General features: G+C 72.9%; 15 protein-coding genes and 1 pseudogene. 6 read left to right on the top strand and 10 right to left on the bottom strand.

Translation table 11 applies throughout. The features are described 5' to 3' along the window. Positions 1–12 precede the first annotated feature (12 nt). The 5 genes from M6B22_RS07580 to M6B22_RS07560 form a co-directional block, all read right to left on the bottom strand. Positions 13–927, bottom strand: a complete 915-nt coding sequence (locus M6B22_RS07580; protein ID WP_269445159.1) for a LysR family transcriptional regulator — start codon at positions 925–927, stop codon at positions 13–15. A 5-nt stretch (positions 928–932) separates the two neighbouring features. After that, the gene (locus M6B22_RS07575; RefSeq protein ID WP_269445158.1) at positions 933–1,949 is read right to left on the bottom strand and encodes a YeiH family protein; all 1,017 of its coding nucleotides are present in this window, start codon (positions 1,947–1,949) and stop codon (positions 933–935) included. Between the two features lie 85 nt (positions 1,950–2,034). Beyond that, complete coding sequence (locus tag M6B22_RS07570; RefSeq protein WP_269445157.1) at positions 2,035–2,754, bottom strand: TIGR03089 family protein; 720 nt, start codon at positions 2,752–2,754, stop codon at positions 2,035–2,037. 1 nt (position 2,755) lies between these two features. Further along, positions 2,756–4,006 (bottom strand): LCP family protein, encoded by a 1,251-nt coding sequence (locus M6B22_RS07565; protein ID WP_269445156.1) that lies wholly within the window; start codon positions 4,004–4,006, stop codon positions 2,756–2,758. A gap of 73 nt (positions 4,007–4,079) precedes the next feature. Beyond that, the gene (locus tag M6B22_RS07560; RefSeq protein ID WP_269445155.1) at positions 4,080–5,564 is read right to left on the bottom strand and encodes an LCP family protein; all 1,485 of its coding nucleotides are present in this window, start codon (positions 5,562–5,564) and stop codon (positions 4,080–4,082) included. A gap of 118 nt (positions 5,565–5,682) precedes the next feature. Here M6B22_RS07560 and M6B22_RS07555 point away from each other — a divergent pair, with 118 nt between their 5' ends. The 5 genes from M6B22_RS07555 (at position 5,683) to M6B22_RS07535 (ending at position 12,448) form a co-directional block, all read left to right on the top strand. Next, the gene (locus M6B22_RS07555) at positions 5,683–6,534 is read left to right on the top strand and encodes a glycosyltransferase family 2 protein (protein WP_269445154.1); all 852 of its coding nucleotides are present in this window, start codon (positions 5,683–5,685) and stop codon (positions 6,532–6,534) included. A gap of 187 nt (positions 6,535–6,721) precedes the next feature. Continuing rightward, positions 6,722–7,255: a hypothetical protein gene (locus tag M6B22_RS07550; protein ID WP_269445153.1), complete on the top strand. Its 534-nt coding sequence runs from the start codon at positions 6,722–6,724 to the stop codon at positions 7,253–7,255. Further along, positions 7,252–10,377 carry a VCBS repeat-containing protein gene (locus M6B22_RS07545; protein ID WP_269445152.1) on the top strand — a complete coding sequence of 1,042 codons (3,126 nt, stop codon included), beginning with the start codon at positions 7,252–7,254 and terminating at the stop codon, positions 10,375–10,377. The genes M6B22_RS07550 and M6B22_RS07545 overlap by 4 nt, the downstream gene beginning before the upstream one ends. Positions 10,378–10,451: 74 nt before the next feature. Further along, positions 10,452–11,522: a mannose-1-phosphate guanylyltransferase gene (manB, locus tag M6B22_RS07540; RefSeq protein WP_269445151.1), complete on the top strand. Its 1,071-nt coding sequence runs from the start codon at positions 10,452–10,454 to the stop codon at positions 11,520–11,522. Beyond that, the gene (locus M6B22_RS07535) at positions 11,522–12,448 is read left to right on the top strand and encodes a DNA-3-methyladenine glycosylase family protein (RefSeq protein WP_269445150.1); all 927 of its coding nucleotides are present in this window, start codon (positions 11,522–11,524) and stop codon (positions 12,446–12,448) included. The genes manB and M6B22_RS07535 overlap by 1 nt, the downstream gene beginning before the upstream one ends. 13 nt (positions 12,449–12,461) lie before the next feature. On the opposite strand, the gene M6B22_RS07530 is transcribed toward M6B22_RS07535, so the two are convergent. From M6B22_RS07530 to M6B22_RS07515, 4 genes are read right to left on the bottom strand one after another with little or no spacing between them, the layout of a single operon-like run. Beyond that, positions 12,462–13,289, bottom strand: a complete 828-nt coding sequence (locus M6B22_RS07530; protein WP_269445149.1) for a serine hydrolase domain-containing protein — start codon at positions 13,287–13,289, stop codon at positions 12,462–12,464. Continuing rightward, positions 13,289–14,641, bottom strand: coding sequence for a coenzyme F420-0:L-glutamate ligase (locus tag M6B22_RS07525; RefSeq protein ID WP_269445148.1), 1,353 nt, complete (start codon positions 14,639–14,641; stop codon positions 13,289–13,291). The genes M6B22_RS07530 and M6B22_RS07525 overlap by 1 nt, the downstream gene beginning before the upstream one ends. Continuing rightward, entirely contained in the window at positions 14,638–15,573 is a 936-nt protein-coding gene (cofD, locus tag M6B22_RS07520) for a 2-phospho-L-lactate transferase (RefSeq protein WP_269445147.1), read from the bottom strand. Before cofD ends, M6B22_RS07525 begins: the two co-directional genes overlap by 4 nt. A gap of 9 nt (positions 15,574–15,582) precedes the next feature. Beyond that, the gene (locus tag M6B22_RS07515) at positions 15,583–15,870 is read right to left on the bottom strand and encodes a DUF4031 domain-containing protein (protein ID WP_269445146.1); all 288 of its coding nucleotides are present in this window, start codon (positions 15,868–15,870) and stop codon (positions 15,583–15,585) included. 148 nt (positions 15,871–16,018) lie between these two features. Between M6B22_RS07515 and M6B22_RS22120 the strand changes: the two are divergent. Further along, positions 16,019–16,201, top strand: a pseudogene (locus M6B22_RS22120) (DUF6176 family protein); the annotation flags it as partial. A gap of 123 nt (positions 16,202–16,324) precedes the next feature. Here the strand turns inward: M6B22_RS22120 and M6B22_RS07510 are convergent. Further along, positions 16,325–16,963: an O-methyltransferase gene (locus M6B22_RS07510; protein WP_269445145.1), complete on the bottom strand. Its 639-nt coding sequence runs from the start codon at positions 16,961–16,963 to the stop codon at positions 16,325–16,327. Positions 16,964–16,966: the final 3 nt, after the last annotated feature.

Genomic DNA, 16,966 nt, shown 5'->3' with positions numbered 1-16,966 from the left:
ATGCCTACCACGTCAGCCGCCGGCAAGGGCGAGCTGGATCAGCTCGTTGGCCAGCGGGCTCGGGCGACGGCCGAGGAAGACGGCGTGCAGCGGCCGCCGCAGATCCAGCTCGGGCGCACCGATCTCGACCAGGGTCCCGGCCCGCAGGTCCGCCGCCGCGGCCCTGGCGCTGAGCACCCCGATCCCGCCGCCGGCGCGCGCGGTCGCCAGGATCGTGGTCGTCGAGCCGAGTTCGGTGGCATGCGGCAGCCCCGGCCGCGCGCCGAGCGCGGGGGTGATCGCCAACAGGAACACCTCGCGGGTGCCCGATCCCGGCTCGCGCACCAGCAACGGCTGATCGCACAGGTCACGAGCCGACACGCCGGTCGCCGCCCGCGCGGCCAGCGGGTAGTCGGGCGCGACCACGAGCGCGAGCCGGTCCGTCCCGACCTGCACGGCACTGAGCCCGCTCGGCACGGACGGCATCTCCACGAAGCCCAGGTCGGCATCACCGGCGAGCACCCGGGCGCAGACCCCGGCACTGTTCGCGACGGAGGCCGCGACCTCGAGGCCGGGATGGGCGCGGCGCAGCGCGAGCAGCCACGGCGGCATCAGGTACTCGGCCACGGTCAGGCTGGCGGCGACCCGCAACCGCGCCGACCGGTCCGCCCGCAGCGTGAGCACGCCGTCGGTGAGCAGTTGCGCGGCATCCACCACCGCGCGCGACCAGGTCGCCACCGCCTCGCCCGCAGGAGTCAGCTCGCTGCCGCGGGACGTACGCACCAGCAGGGCGACACCGACCCGTCGTTCCAGGCGGGACAGCCGCGCGCTCGCGCTCGGCTGGCTGATCCCGTGCGCCGTCGCGGCACGTCCCACGCTGCCGAGTTCGGCGACCGACAGCAACAGCTCGAGTGTCGACAGGTCGGGGGTCCAGGCGGGAAGGGGCACGCGCCCTATCCTGCCGCCCACTGCAGGACGAGGCTGGTCCCGGCCACCGCGACCCAGAGCAGCAGGCCCAGCAGCAACGGCCGCGATCCTGCCCGGCGCAAGCCGGCGACGTCGGTGCGCAGCCCGATCGCGGTCAAGGCGAGCGTGATCAGGAAGACCGAAGCGTCCCGCAGCGGTTGGTGAGCTGCGGACGGAACCCAGCCGAGCGAGTTGAGCGCGGCGAGCACGATGAACCCGACCAGGAACCACGGCACCAGTCGGGTCACCCGCCGCAGTGCACTGGCTTCGCGCTCGCCGCTGCGAGTCAGCGCCGCCAGCCCGAGGCAGATCGGGATGATCATCAGGGTCCGGGTCAGCTTGACCACCACCGCGTAGTCGGTCGCCGACGAGCCGTACGTGCTGGCCGCGGCCACGACCGAGGACGTGTCGTTCACCGCCGTCCCGGCGAAGAGCCCGAAGTCGTGCTGGCTCAACCCGAGCAGGTGGCCGAGCGGCGGGAAGGCCAGCACCGCGACCAGGTTGAACAGGAAGATCGTCGAGATCGCGTAGGCCACGTCGGCGCTGCGGGCGCGGATCACCGGGCTCACCGCCGCAATCGCCGACGCGCCGCAGATGCCGGTGCCGACGCCGATCAGGGTGCGCAGGTCACGTCCGATGCCGAGCCACCGGCCGAGCAGGTAGGCGAGTGCGAGGCAGACCGCCAGCGTGCCGAGCATCACCGGCAGCGACGACGCGCCCACGTGCGCCACCTGCCGCAACGACAGCGCCGACCCGAGCAGGACGACCGCCACCTGCAGCAGGGTCCGCCCGGCGAACGCCACGCCCGGCTGCAGTGGTGGACGCGCGGCCACGGCGCGGCTGAGCGCGACCCCGAGGAGGAGCCCGGCCACCGGGGCGCCGAGCAACGGCAGCGCGTGCCCGATGCCGGTGGCGACGAGCGCGATCGCGGCAGCCAACGCGACACCCGGGACCAGCGGTGCGCACGCACGCAGCGGGTCGGCTCGGCGGGTCGTGGCGCTCACCTGTCGAACTGTTCCCGGCCGGGGCGCCCCGCGGCACCGCTCGGCTGCCTGGGCCGCCCATAGCGCTGCCCTATGGCTCGGCCGGTCACCGGATGCGGACGCTCGCGCGCTCCTGCCCGGCGCGGCGGCTCAGCACGTCCTCGTCACTGCAGTTGCGGACGTAGACCAGCGAGCCGCCCACCGACAGCGGGGCGAGCACGGTGTCCAGCCAGTCGACCTGGGTAACCCAGTCCCGGGTGCACAGCACGCGCGCGCCGGCCGACAGCCCCAGCGCCTCGGCGCGTCGCCGCGCCCACTCGGTGACCTCGCCGCGGTTGTGCCCGTCCAGGCACGGATCGCCGGGGCCGGCACCGAAGTGCACGCTCGCCCAGGCGTCCGCCTGTGGACGCACCGCGGCCACGAAGTCGAGCGCGCCGCCCGGCGGGTCGTCCCGGAAGCCCACCGCCGCCGCGTCCGGCGCTACCGCGTACCGGTCGGGCACCGCGCCGGCCGAAGCCACGGTGTCGGGCGAGACGAACGCGACCGCCGCCTGCGCCGGGTTGTCGGTGAACGCCAGCCCGGCGGTGAGCACGCCCAGCAGCGGCGGCAGCGAGATCCAGTGCGCGGGCAGCGCGAGCAGTGCGCTGTCACCCGCGCCGAGGCCGAGTTCGGTGGTCAGCAGGTGGTGTGTCTTGCTCACCCAGTTGGCCAGCGATCGCGCCGACAATTCGGTGCGCTCACCGCTGGCCTCGTCGTAGTAGGTGATGAACGGGCGGCCCGGATCGGCCGCCAGCAGGTCCGCGAACAACTGCTCGGGTGAGCCCATGTCAGTAGATGCATTTCGCGTCGATGGCAGCGGTCTTCGTGCTGGTGGCCTTCTTCGTGCTCTTGGCAGCGGTCGCCTTGCGGGTCGCCGACTTCGTCGCGGCCGGGTGCACGACCGCGTTCACGAACGCCTGCACGGCACTCGGGTGCACGACGACCACGCTGCCGACGTCCGTGTCGGCGAAGCCGTCCGTCGGGATCGTCTTGCCGGTGATCTTGTCGGCGGTGAGGTTCTCCAGTTGCCTGCCGAGCTTGAGCGGGTCGAGCGAGCGGTCGACGTACAGCGAACTGGAGATCGCGCCGAGCAGATCCTGGAGCTTGAACGGGTTGAGCACGATGCCGGCCGAGACGATCTTGCGGAACGCGGCGGTGAGGAAGTACTGCTGGCGCTTGACCCGGTCCAGGTCGCCCAGCCCGTTCGGGAAGCCGTAGCGCTGCCGGACGAACGCGAGCGCCTGAACCCCCTTGATCACGTTCTTGCCCTTGTGCAGGTGGATGCCGGAGTTCTTCTCCTTCACCGCGGCACACATGTTCACCGTGACACCGCCGATCGCGTTGCTGATGCGGTAGAAGCCGAGGAGGTCGACCTGCACGTAGTGATCCACGTGCAGGCCGGTCAGCGCCTGCACGGTGCGCACCAGCAGGTTCGCGCCCGCGGTGCGCTTGCTGGCCCGGCTGCCGTGCGCGGCGGTGTAGGCGTCGGGATAGGCGGAGTTCAGCTTCGCCTTGCCGTGCCCGGGGATCGCGACGTACGAGTCGCGCGGCAACGAGATCAGCGTGGCGCGGGAGCCGTCCGCCGGCACGTGGATGATCATCATCGTGTCGGTGTTCAGGCTGCCGCCGCTGCGTCCGGTGTGCAGTTCGTGCACCTCGGCATCGGTCATGTCGGTGCGGTCGTCGTTGCCGACCACCAGGATGTTCTGGTCGCCGCCGTCGATGTCGCCCGGGCTCGTCGCCTGCGCGGCGGAGATGTCCAGCCGGCTCAGGTTCGACTTGAACTGGTGGAACCTCCACCAGTAGGTGCCGGCGAAGGCGACCAGCCCGACGGACAGCGCGGTGCACACCACCAGCACGATCAGCTTGGTGCGTGCCGGCCCGGTCCGGGCCGGTCGTGCCGTCGGGCCGGGGGTGCTGCGAGCTTCCCTGCGGGCGACCCGCCGGCCGCGCGGGTCCAGCTCCGGCGGCAGGGCCGGCAGCGCGCCGCGCTGCCCCGGCCCACCGCTGGCGGCGTCGTCGGAGCTGGGGCTGGGCACGGTCCGAGGCTACCGTCGCGGGCGCCGAGAACCCGCTGAGCACGCGCCGGGCACTCAGCCGGCGCAGTGCGGCTCAGTTGATGCAGCCGAGGCCGCCGTTGGCCTTGCGCGCCGGCTTCGCGGGCGCGTGGCTGGTGGTCGCGCTGCTCGGCGAACGGGCCAGCGTGGCCGCCTGCCGCCCGTCGGTGCCGAGCACCACGGTGACCCGCTTCACGGTCGAGGTCAGCACGAGCTGTGCGCCGGGGACCGCTGCCCGGGCCGCCTTCGCCGCCGCCTGGGCGCCAGCCGGGTACTGGATCAGCGTCTTGGACGCGGTGTTGCCGGCGGAGTCGACGACGTCCACGTGAAAGCCCAGCGTGCGCAGCGCTGCCGCGTTGCGGCCGGCCAGGCCGACGATGTCCGTGCCGTTCAACACGTCCAGCGTGACCGTCGCGGGCTTGGCCGCCTTCGCCGCGGCCAGGTCCGGATCGGCCGCCTCGCCGCGCAACTGGCGGATGAACCCGGGCATCGCCGCGGTGTCGACACCCACGATCGCCGTCTCGATGCCGTCCGGGTAGATCAGCTGCGGCCCGAGGTTCGGAATCGTCAGGTACCTGATCGTGCCGCTGGCCACGGACTGGACCTGCCGGGCGAGATCGAGCAGGTCGAGCGACGGATCGGTGAGCAACGACGAGCCGACCGCGGTGAGCAGGTCGTGCAGCTTGAACGGGTTCAGCAGCACCCCCGCTGAGGTGATCTTGCCGAACGCCGAGGCGAGGAAGTACTGCTGTCGCTTGATGCGGTCCAGGTCCCCGTTGGGCAGCCCGTGGCGCTGCCGCACGAACGCCAGCGCCTGCTTGCCCTTGATCACCGAGACGCCCTTGGGCAGGTCGATGCCGGAGTACCCGTGCCCGTACGCGTCGGAGTCGGTCCGGGCGTTCTGCGCGGCGTTCAGGCACACGCTCACGCCGCCGATCGCGTTGCTGATCCGGTAGAACCCGAGCAGGTTCACCTGCATGTAGTGATCGATGTGCAGCCCGGTGAGCAGGTCGATCGTCTTGATCGTCTGCAACAGCCCGGCGCTCTGCGCGTCCTGCTCGCTGCGGTGCGCGTTCTTCGCGCTGGTGTACGCGTCGCCGTACGCGGAGTTGATCTTGCCCTTGCCGTAGCCGGGAATCGTCACCCACGAGTCGCGCGGGATCGAGATCAGCGTCGGGGCCTTACCGTTCGCGGGAACGTGCAGCACCATCATCGTGTCCGTGTTGGCGCCGCCGCCGCCACCACCCGCGCTGAGCGCCTTCAGTTCGGCGCGGCTGGCCCCGGCCCTGCTGTCGTTGCCGACGAGCAGCACGTTCGTGTCGTGGCCGTCGAGATCGCTCTGCCCCTTGGCGAGTGCGGGAACCGGCGCACCGTGCGGGACGTCGCTGGTGAAGTTCTGGAACGTCGCCCACGCGTAGCCACTGCCGACCAGCAGCACGAACGAGAGGGCCGCGACGCTCACGCGCAGCCCGAACCGGGTGCGCGCGCTGAGCACCGGTCGCGCACGGGCCGGGGTCCGATCGGGCTGCGTGTCGGCCACGACTGCGAAGGCTAGCCCGGCGATCGGGCCGAACCCGGTAACCGCGGGGGCGATTCGCCGAGTGTCCGGCCGCCGGTAGGCTGCCAGAACACCCATCCCGCGTCCGCCAGGAGCGTTGTTGAGCCACGGGGAGCCCGTCGCAGTCGTCGCGGTGATCCACGACTGTGCGCCCGGTCTGCCCGCGTTCCTCGAGTCCGTCCGGATCGCGACCGCCGCGCCGCTGGAAATCGTGCTCGCACACCACGGCGCGCAGCCGGTCGAGCTGGCGGACGCGATCGACGCGAGCGCGCTGCGCGTGGTCGAGACCGGCGAGGTGTCCTACGGCCGCGCCGCCAACCTCGGGGTGCGTGACACCACCGCAGAGTTCGTCGCGCTCGCCGACCCGGCGGTGATCTGGACGCCCGGCTCGCTGGACGCCCTGCTGGCCGCCACCCGCCGGTGGCCTCGTGGCGCCGCGTTCGGCCCGCTGATCCAGAACGCGCAGGGCACGGTGTACCCGTCCGCGCGGTCGGTGCCCTCGCTGTCCAGCGGGATCGGGCACGCCCTGTTCGGACGGTGGCTGCCGAACAACCGCTGGACCGGTGCATACCGGCGGGCACGCGAGGCGCCGGCCGAGCGCACCACCGGCTGGCTGGTGGACACCTGCGTGCTGTTGCGCCGCGACGCGTTCGACGCCATCGGCGGCTTCGAGGCCGACCAACTGGTCTACCTGGAGGATCTCGAGCTCGGTGAGCGGTTCGCCAAGGCCGGCTGGCACAACGTCTACGTCCCGTCGGCGGTAGTGATCGGGGGCAGCCGGCAACAGGACGCGATCGACCGGGCGCAGCTGGCCGCCGACCGGCATCGCAGCGTCTGGGCGTACCTGTCGCGGCGCTACGCCGGCTGGCGCTGGTGGCCGGTCCGGGTGGTGCTGCGGGCCGGCCTCGGCGCGCGCGCCGTCGTGGCCCGGTGGCTGGGCCGGGGGCGCTGAACCGCCCGCGAATCGCTCGTGGGCTGAGGGTTTGCACCTGTTTGGGCCTGGTCGGCCCTGGATCGTGGGGTACCGTGAGTCCACCCCCCACATCACTCGGGCACCACCATTAACACCAGCCCCAGACCACTCGGGAGCCGAGTTGCGCCCAGGACTCGTCGCCGTAGTCGCTGCCGTCGCCGCTGCCGTGACCCTCATCAGCGCGTGCACCACCGGTGCGCCGGGCGCCGCGTCGTCCTCGAGCGACCCGGCATCGAGCTTGCCGAACTCGCCAAGCACCCCGGTGCCCACGGACAGTGGTCTTTCCACCGCGCTGCCGACCGACAGCCGGCCGGCCACGACCACCGCGTCGAACACCGCGTCGACCACGGCACCGTCCACGGCACCGTCCACCCGGCCCGCCACGACCCGGCCGGTCAGCACGGTGCGGATCTTCCTGAGCTTCCACGACTGGAGTGCGGCGCAACAGGTCGCCGAGGTCGGTGCCAACGTCGAGGACAAGGTGATCCGTGACGGCAGCTGCACGCTCACCATGCGCCGCGGCTCGCTCACCCGGACCGCGTCGCACAAGGCCACCATCACGCCGTCGTCCACGTCGTGCGGCGTGTTGACCATTCCCGGAGCCGAGCTGAGCCCGGGCGCGTGGACCGCCGTGGTGACGTTCACCTCGCCCAGCGCGACGGGCTCGTCCGACCCCGTCACGATCACGGTGACCCGATGAGCCGGCGCGTGGTAGCGCTGCTGTCGGCGGCGGCCGCCGTGCTGGCCGCGGCTGCGGTCGTCGCCGGTCCCGCACCGTCGTCGGCGGCGCTCACCGCTTCCGAGTGGCAGGCCGGAAACATCATCAGCGACAGCGAGTTCTACAACTCCTCGACGATGTCGGTGGCCCAGATCCAGTCCTTCCTGGACAAGCAGGTGCCTGCCTGCGCCAGCGGCTACACCTGCCTGAAGGACTACTCGACGCGCACGTCGTCACACGCCGCGCAGGCCGGCATCTGTGCGGCGTACACCGGCCGCTCCAGCGAGACATCGGCCGCGATCTTCTACAACGTCGGCCGGGCGTGCGGCATCAACCCGCAGGTGCTGCTCGTGCTGGTGCAGAAGGAACAGGGCCTGGTCCAGGCAACCATGCCCAGCCAGTACGCCTACGACTTCGCCACCGGGGCGAACTGCCCGGACAGCACCGGGTGCGACGCCAGCTCGAAGGGCTTCTTCAACCAGGTCTATCTGGCGGCCTACCAGTTCCGGTACTACCGGCTGCACCCCACCTTCTACAACTACATCGCCGGCCGGAACAACTCGATCCAGTACAACCCGAACACGAGTTGCGGCGCCGGCACCGTCTTCATCCAGAACCAGGCCACGGCCGGGCTGTACATCTACACGCCCTACCAGCCGAACGCGGCCGCGCTCGCCAACCTGCACGGCACAGGCGACAAGTGCAGCGCCTACGGCAACCGCAACTTCTGGGTGTTCTTCAACGAGTGGTTCGCCCCGCCGAGTGAACCGTTCGACCGTGGCGGGATGATCGCGACCAAGCCGGACGGCACGCTCTGGTACTACCGCAACGGCGGCACCCCGACGCATCCGTTCAGCAGCGCAGTGCAGATCGGGCTCTCCGGCTGGCAGCACCTGTCCAGGCTGACGAGCGGTGACGTCGACGGCGACGGCCGCACCGACCTGATCGGCGTGCGTCCGGACGGCTCGCTCTGGCTGTACCGGAACAACGGCACGAGCCTGCCCTACTCCGGACGCACCCGGATCGGGGCGTACGGCTGGAACGCCTTCGACACGCTGGTCGCCGCCGACGTCGACGGCGACGGCCGCAGCGACCTCATCGCCCGGACCCCCTCGGGACAGCTGTGGCTCTACCGCAACACCGGCACGGTCAGCAGCCCGTATGCGCCGGGGATTCGCATCGGCGCGTCCGGCTGGCAGGCGTTCCGGACCTTGGTCGCCGCCGACGTCGACGGCGACGGCCGCAGCGACCTGCTCGGGGTCAAGGCGAACGGCTCGCTCTGGCTGTACCACAACGGCGGCGCGCCCACCGCACCGTTCCGCCGGGCGGCGCAGATCGGCGTGTCCGGGTGGACGGGCTTCCGGCAGCTGATCGCGCAGGACGTGGACGCCGACGGCCGCGCCGACCTGATCGGCTCGAAATCCGACGGCTCGCTGCTGCTCTATCGCGCCGGGGCCAGCATCACGCGTCCGTACAGCAGCCGGGTCACCATCGGCACGTCCGGCTGGCAGGCCTTCGACCGGCTGTTGTCCGGCGCGACGCCGGTGCCGCGCGCACAACAGTCCGCCGACCTGATCGCGGTACGGCCCGACGGCAGCGGCACCCTGTGGCGCTATCAGGCGCAGCCCCCGACCAAGATCATCCCGGTCCGGCAGATGATCGGCGCGTACGGCTGGAGTGCGTTCGACCGCACCATGCTCGGTGACGTCGACGGTGACGGCCGGGCCGATCTGGTCGCCACCAAGCCGAACGGGACGCTGTGGCTGTACCGCAACACCGGCAGCGCCAGCCATCCCTATGGACACGCGGTGCGGATCGGCGCCTACGGCTGGAACGCGTTCGACCGGATCGCGCTCGGGGACGTCGACGGTGACGGCCGGGCGGATCTGGTCGCCCGCCGGCCGGACGGGTCGCTGTGGCTGTACCGCAACGGCGGCAGCGTCACGCACCCGTTCGGCAAGCGCGCCATGATCGGGACGTCCGGCTGGAACATCTTCGACCGCATCCTGCTGGCCGATGTCACCGGCGACAAGCGGGTCGACCTGATCGCGACGAGCGCGGACGGCACCCAGTGGCTATACCCGAACCGGCGTTCGCTGTCGCGTCCGTTCTCCGGGCGGAACCAGACCGGACTGACGGGGCGCCAGGACTTCAGCGCGATGGCCGCGGCCGACTTCACCGGCGACGGCCACGCCGACGTGCTGTACCGGGAGCGCAACGGTGTTGTCTCGTTGGCTCAGGACGGCGGGCAGTCACGCTGGCCGGACGGGATCCGCGTCGGCCTGGGCAACTGGAACGGCTACGCGCAGATCATGGCCGGGGACGTCGACGGCGACGGGCTGGCCGACGTCGTCACCATCGATTCGCGTGGCGGGCTGTGGCTCTTCCCGAACACCGGCGCGGCGGCCCAGCCGTTACTTGCGCGTACGCAGGTCGGGGTGTCCGGCTGGAACGCCTTCGCCACCGTGCTGCAGGGGGACGTCGACGGCAACGGTGTCCCGGATCTCGTCGGCGTCCGGACCGACGGCTCGCTGTGGCTCTACCTCGGGGTGATCTCGGCCACCCGGCCGTTCCCGACCCGGGCCCGGATCGGGCTCTCCGGCTGGACCGGCTTCCCGCGCCTGGTGCTCGGCGACTTCACCGGCGACGGCCGTCCCGACCTGCTCGGCATCACCGCGGCGAACGCCGCCTGGCTGTACCCCAATACCGGCAACATGAGCGAACCGTTCTCCTACGCGTCCCGCGAGCTGGTCTCCGCGCCGGGCGTGCGGGCCACCGACCTGCTCACCGCAGTCGACCTGAACGGTGACGGGATGGCCGACCTGCTCGCCAAGCGGGCCGACGGCACCGCCTGGGTCTCGCTGAGCCGGCACGTCCCCGACCAGCCGTTCGCGGCGCCGGTGCAGGTGGCCACCGGATGGCAGGGCTACGACCGGATCGTGGCCGGTGACCTCGACGCGAACGGCCGGGCCGACCTCGTCGCGCGGGACACCGCCGGAGCGCTCTGGCTGATCCGCGCGGACGGGCGGGGCGAGCTGACGCTGCACCCGCGGCAGCGCATCGGCATCTCCGGCTGGCAGAGCTTCACCCTCCTGGCGCTCTGAGGCGCAGCCCGCCCGGACCCCACCGGTGTGGCAGGCTGAGGCGGGTTTCGCGCGCACGAAGGGACTACCAACAAGTGGGTTCGACCGACGCGGTGATCCTGGTGGGCGGCCTCGGCACGCGCCTTCGCCCGCTCACCCTCTCGGCGCCGAAGCCGATGCTGCCGACCGCCGGCGTCCCGTTCCTGACCCACCTGATCGCGCGCATCAGGGATGCCGGCGTGCGCCACATCGTGCTGGGCACCTCCTACCGGGCCGAGGTCTTCCAGTCGTACTTCGGTGACGGAACCGCCCTCGGTGTCGAGCTCGAGTACGTCGTCGAGGACGAGCCGCTGGGCACGGGTGGCGCCATCCGCAACGTGGCGGACCGGCTGCGCGGCGACACCGTGATGATCTTCAACGGCGACGTCCTGTGCGGTGTCGACCTGCGCGCGCTGCTGGCCCGGCACCACGACAGCGCGGCCGATGTCACCCTCTACCTGACGAAGGTGCCCGATCCGCGTGCCTTCGGCTGCGTGCCGACCGACCCGGACGGCTGGGTGACGGCGTTCCTGGAGAAGGACCCCGACCCGGTCACCGACCAGATCAACGCCGGGGCCTACGTGTTCAAGCGGTCCGTCGTGGAGGCGATCCCGGCCGGGCGGGCGGTGTCGGTCGAGCGTGAGACGTTCCCCGGGCTGCTCGCCGCCGGCGCGCTGGTGGCGGGCTACGTCGACTCCGGCTACTGGCGCGACCTGGGCCGCCCGGCCGACTTCGTCGCCGGCTCGGCCGACCTGGTGCGCGGGCTCGCCCCGTCGCCGGCGCTGCCGGGGCCGGCCGGTGAGGCACTCGTGCTCGCCGGGGCGACGGTCGATCCGGCTGCGACGGTCACCGGCGGGACGACGGTCGGCGCCGGCTGCACGGTGGGCGCGGGTGCGGTGCTCGACGGTGCGGTGCTGTTCGACGGCAGCCGCGTGGCCGAGGGCGCGGTCGTGCGCCGATCGGTGGTCGGCTTCGGTGCGACGATCGGCGCGGGCACGGTGCTCGAGGACGCCGTGATCGGTGACCGCGCCCGGATCGGTGCCCGCATCGAACTGTGCGGCGGCGCGCGCGTCTGGCCCGACGCCGAGCTCACCGACGGTGCGATCCGCTTCTCCAGCGACCTGTGATGACGGCGGTTGCCCCGGCCGCGCTGGCGCGGCAGTGGTCCGCGTGCCGCCCGGTGAACGTGCTGGGCACGCTGGCGCCGCTGCGCCGTGGCCCCGGCGACCCGGCGCACCGCGTCGACCCGGACGGGACGTTCTGGTGGGCCTGCCACACCCCGGCCGGCCCGGGCACGCTGGCGGTGCGGGCGGTCGCGGACGGCGCGAGAGCCGACGCCTGGGGTGCGGGCGCGGCCTGGCTGCTGGACCGGCTGCCGGCGCTGCTCGGCGACGGCGACGACTGGTCTGCGGTGGACGTCGCGGCGTGGCCGCGGCTGCGGGACGCGCAGCGGGCGAACCCCGGCGTCCGGTTGCCCGCCACCGGGCTGGTGCTCGACTCGCTCGTTCCCGCCGTGCTGGAGCAGCGGGTCACCGGCACCGAGGCGCACACCGCCTGGCGCGGGCTGCTGCGCCGGTTCGGCACCGTGGCGCCCGGTCCGCGTGCGGACCTGTTCGTGCCGCCCGGCCCGCGCGAGCTGCTCGACGTGCCCGCCTGGGGCTGGCACCGGCTCGGCGTGGACGGCAAGCGGCAGCGGGCGATCCGGGCCGCGGCGACCGTCGCGCGCCGGCTGGAGGAGTGCGTGATGATGCCGGCCGCCGCCGCGATGGCCCGGCTGCGCGTCGTCCCCGGGGTGGGGGAGTGGACCGCGGCGGAGACCGCGCTGCGCGCGTTCGGCGACCCGGACGCGGTGAGCGTGGGCGACTTCCACCTGGCCGACCTGGTGGTGCATGCGCTCACCGGCCGGGCGCGCGGCACCGACGCGCAGATGCTCGACCTGCTCGTCCCGTGGGCCGGTCAGCGGGCACGGGTGGTGCGGCTGATCGAGCTGTCCGGTGTCACGCCGCCGAAGTTCGGGCCCCGCTTCGCCCCGAACGACATCCGCCGGATCTGAGGCTGTCGAGCGGTCAGCGGGCCGCGGCCAGCACCGCGTCACTGAGCGCGGGCCAGGCATGTGCCGCCCACGGCCCGAAGTCGCGATCGGCCAGCGCCACCAGGGCCACTCCGGCCGCGGGATCGATCCAGAACATCGTGCCGCTCTGCCCGAAGTGCCCGTAGGTCTCCGGCGAGTTCGCCGAGCCGGTCCAGTGCGGCGACTTGTGGTCGCGGATCTCGAAGCCCAGCCCCCAGCTGTTGTCCGGCTGCCCGCCGAACCCCGGCAGCACGCCACGCAGCCCCGGGTACTGCACGGTGCGCAGGTCGGCCAGCGTGTCCGGGTGCAGCAGCCCGCTCGGGGCCTGCAGCTCCTGCACCACACGCGCCAGGTCGGCCACCGTCGAGACCCCGTCGCGGGCGGGCGAGCCGGGCAGCGAGGTCCCGGTCAGCCCGAGCGGGCGCACCAGGGCGTCGGTGAAGTAGTCGCCGAACGCCATGCCGGTGGCCTTCTCGACGAGCCCGCCGGCGAGCTCGATGCCCACGTTGGAGTACACCCGGCGCACCGCCGGCGGGAACGAGCGCATCGGCTGCTCGGGCGCCAGCCCGGACGCGTGCGCGAGCAGGTGGCGCAGCGTCGCGCCGGGCACCAGCGCCTCGTCCACCGGGTGGGTCAGCTCGATCGCGCCCTCCTCGACCGCGACGAGGATCGCCAATGCCGCAAGGGGTTTGGTCACCGACGCGAGGGCGAACGGCGTGTCGAGCGGTCCGGTCGACGCGAGCACTCCGGCTGGGCCGACCACCGCGACCGCCGCGGAGTCGACCGGCCAGCTGCCGACCGCGGCCAGCACGTCCGCGTCCATCACAGCCCGAGCCGCTCGCGCGCCGCCCCGACCAGCCGGGGCAGGTCCGACGACGCGCCGTTGGGCAGCTCGTCGAAGGCGAACCAGCGCAGGTCGAGCGACTCCTCGCTCTGCACCGGCTCGGCACCCTCCGGCGCGACGGCGAGGAAGCGGACGTCGAAGTGCCTGGTGGGTACGCCGAGCGAGCAGGTGATCGGGTGCACGTCCAGCCCGAGCGGTGCCGGGTCGAAGGACAGCGAGCCGAGGCCGCTCTCCTCGCGCGCCTCGCGGGCGGCCGCGTCGAGCACGGTGTGATCGCCCGGTTCGCAGTGGCCGCCGACCTGCAGCCACAGACCGACGCGCGGGTGCAGCGTGAGCAGCACCGCCCCACGGGACGGATCGACGACGAGCGCGCTGGCGGTCAGGTGCCCGGGCGCGCACGAACGCCACATCGCGTCCGGTCGCGCCGCGAGGAAGCCGAGGAACCCCTGCCGCACCGCGGCATCCTCGTCCGACCGCGGGACCAGCGCGGTGACCACCTCGACGGCGTCGGCGTGCAGCGGCGGCGGCATCTCGGTCGCCCAGCCGACGTCCTCGCGGCCGATCGCGATCGCCTCGGCTGTGCCCAGTCGGAACAGGTCGTCGGCCGAGCCGCGGATCAGGCTGCGGCTGCCCTGCCCGTCGTCGTCGAGCTTGCCGTCGCGGGCCATGCCGCGCACCACGGCGACCGGCACGCCGCCGAACTTGCCCTTGACCAGATCGCCCGCGGCTGCGAGTTCGTCGGCGACGGCCACCTGGGTAACCGACAGCACGTTGCCGTACGCATCGGTGTGGCCGCGGGCGTCGGTGAGCGCCGTCAGCCCGGCGACGCCGATCGCGGTGTCGGTGATGCCGGCCCGCCACGGGCGCCCCATCGAATCGGAGATGACCACGCCCACGTCGACGCCGCCCCGTTCCCGGATGCTCTCGCGCAGCAGTTGCGCCGACGCGTCCGGATCCAGCGGCAGCAGCGCCAGCTCGTTGCGGGCGACGTTGGACGCGTCGACACCGGCGGCCGCCAGCACCAGGCCGTGCCGGGTCTCGACGATGCGCAGCGTGTCGCGGCTGGCGACCACCCGCACCGTCTCGGCGTCGATCGCCTGCTGGCGTGCCGCCTCGCGGGCCTGTTCGTCGGTGTCGTCCAGCACCACCAGCCGGCCCTCGGTCTTGGACACGGCCTTGGACGTCACCACCAGCACGTCACCGTCCTGCAGCGGCGGCGCGTGCTCGACGATGAGCGCGGCCAGGTCGTCGCCCGGGCGCAGCTCGCCGATGCCCAGCACGGGCAGGATCTCCACGCGCGCCGACGCGTGATCGGGGCGGGTTCCGGTCATCGCAGCGCCTCCCGGACCATCGCGGCGGACGCCTCGTCGTCGGTCATCAGCAGCGGTACCGCGCGCACGTCGACACCGGGGACGTCGGCGGTGTCGCTCTTGTGGATCAGCCAGGTGTCCAGCAGCCCCCCGCCATCGGCACGAGCGCCGTAGTGCCGGCCGACGCCCTCGGCGCTCACCTCGACCCCGATCGCGGGCAGGCAGACGTCGGCCATGCCGCGCACCGGGGCCCCGTCGATGATCGGTGACACGCCGACGACCCGGCCGGGCGTGGCGGCGATCGCCTCGCGGATCCCGGGCACGCCGAGGACGGTGCCGATGGACACGACCGGGTTGCTCGGAGCGATGAGCACGGCGTCCGCGGTGGCGATGGCCTCGAGCACGCCCGGGGCCGGGCGGGCGTCGTCGAGGCCGATCTGGACGAAGCCGTGCGCGGGCAGCCCGGCGCGGTGCTTGACCCACCACTCCTGGAAGTGGATGGCGCGCCGGCCGCCGTCGAGGTCGACGATCACGTGCGTCTCGCAGCGCTCGTCGGTCATCGGGAGCAGCCGGATCCCGGTGTGCCAGCGCGTGCACAGCGCGGCGACGACGTCCGAGAGCGGGTAGCCGGCGTCCAGCATCCGGGTGCGCACCAGGTGGGTGGCGATGTCGAGGTCGCCCAGGTTGAACCAGGACGGCTCGGCGCCGTACGCCTTCAGCTCGTCCTGGATGCGCCAGCTCTCACCGGCGCGTCCCCAGCCCCGCTCGAGGTCGTTCGCGTCGGCCAGGGTGTACATGACGCTGTCCAGGTCGGGGGTGATCCGCAACCCGTGCAACGTGACGTCGTCGCCGGTGTTCACGATCGCCGTGACCTCATCGCCCGGGCAGGCGGCGCGGACGCCTCGCAGGAACTTGGCGCCGCCGACGCCTCCGGCCAGAACCGTGATCTGCACCCGTCGAACCTACGCGACGCCCGGATCGCCCAACCCGGCCCGTCGCTCGCGCAGCAGCCTGCCGACCGTGTGCAGGTCCACCTCCCGGGCGCCCAGCTCGACGGCGCGGGGGCGCATGTGCTCGGGCAGGTCGTGGTGCCAGCGCCAGGGGTGGTCCTGGAAGAAGCGGCGCGGGATCCCCAGCGCGTCGGCCATCGCGTGCAGTTCCTCGCGGCTGTCGGCCAGCAGGTGGCAGAAGTGGGTGTGCCGCAGCCCGGCGCCGGGGTACGCGCGCACCGTGTCGACATAGCAGGCCACCGGCCGACGGTAGCGCGGCCGGCCGGTGTCCGCTGGAGGCGCCGGGACGCCGCCCGAGGGCCGGTCTGTGTCCGAGTTTGTCGTACGCGCGTCCGACAGATCAGGAAGTACCACCGGTCGACGGCGCCGAGCTGGCAGCATCGGCGGCATGAGCGAGCACCGGCCGGCCAGCATCCCCGAAGGACTCGTCGTCGAGCTGTCCCGCGGGAAGGTCCTGCCGGGCGCGAGCGCCGAGGCCGACCGGTGGATGAGGATGCTCGACGACCGGGTCGAGGAGTGCGTCGCCACACTGGACGGCGAGCGGATGGCGATCGAGATCGTGTTCCGGCTGCGCGAGGGCGAGGACGACTATCTCTACTGGGTCAGCGTCCACGGCCCGAATAGCGGGGAGGGTGCGGCGCGCGGTGCTCGACTGGGCGCTGCGACCGGGCGACCGGCCGGGCGATCGCCCGGTTTAGCGCTTGGCGGCCACCAGCAGGCCGTCGCCGACCGGCAGCAGTGCCGGCAGCAGCCGCTTGTCGTCACGGACCGCCTTGCCGAGGTCGCGCAGCACGACGGTGTCCGCGTCGCGCTGGGCCGGGTCGGCGACCCGGTCGTGCCAGAGCGCGTTGTCGAACGCCACCACGCCGCCGGGACGCAGCAGCCGGACCGCCTGCTCGTAGTACACCGCGTAGGTGGTCTTGTCGGCGTCGACGAACACCAGGTCGTACGCGCCGTCGCGCAGCCGCGGCAGCACCTCGGCCGCCGAGCCGTTGATCATCCGGTAGCGGGTCGCGGCGATGCCGGCCTCGGTGAACGCCTCCTTCGCCGCCCGCTGGTTCTCGCCCTCGACGTCGACGGTGGTGAGCACGCCGTCGGCGGCCATCCCGCCGAGCAGGTACAGCCCGGACACACCGGCGCCGGTGCCTACCTCGGCCACCGCGTGCGCGCCGGTCGCGGCGGCGAGCACCCGCAGCAGTGCCCCGCCCGCGGGACCGATCGGGACGCAGCCCAGCTCGCGGGCGCGATCGCGGGCCGTCGCGATCACCTCGTCCTCCGGAACGAACGACTCGGCGTACGCCACGCTGTCCAGGTTCACCATCGCGTCGGCCATGCG

This window comes from Jatrophihabitans cynanchi, assembly GCF_027247405.1.
Classification (GTDB): Bacteria; Actinomycetota; Actinomycetes; order Mycobacteriales; family Jatrophihabitantaceae; genus Jatrophihabitans_B; species Jatrophihabitans_B cynanchi.
The sequence above is the reverse complement of the archived record's forward strand: the minus strand, read 5'-3'. Positions and strand labels throughout refer to the sequence as shown.

Coding starts and splice junctions, on each gene's coding strand:
- M6B22_RS07535 (WP_269445150.1), top strand. CDS start 11,522: ATGACGGCGGTTGCCCCGGCCGCGCTGGCGCGGCAGTGGTCCGCGTGC.
- M6B22_RS07530 (WP_269445149.1), bottom strand. CDS start 13,289: ATGGACGCGGACGTGCTGGCCGCGGTCGGCAGCTGGCCGGTCGACTCC.
- M6B22_RS07525 (WP_269445148.1), bottom strand. CDS start 14,641: ATGACCGGAACCCGCCCCGATCACGCGTCGGCGCGCGTGGAGATCCTG.
- M6B22_RS07570 (WP_269445157.1), bottom strand. CDS start 2,754: ATGGGCTCACCCGAGCAGTTGTTCGCGGACCTGCTGGCGGCCGATCCG.
- M6B22_RS07510 (WP_269445145.1), bottom strand. CDS start 16,963: ATGGCCGACGCGATGGTGAACCTGGACAGCGTGGCGTACGCCGAGTCG.
- M6B22_RS07545 (WP_269445152.1), top strand. CDS start 7,252: ATGAGCCGGCGCGTGGTAGCGCTGCTGTCGGCGGCGGCCGCCGTGCTG.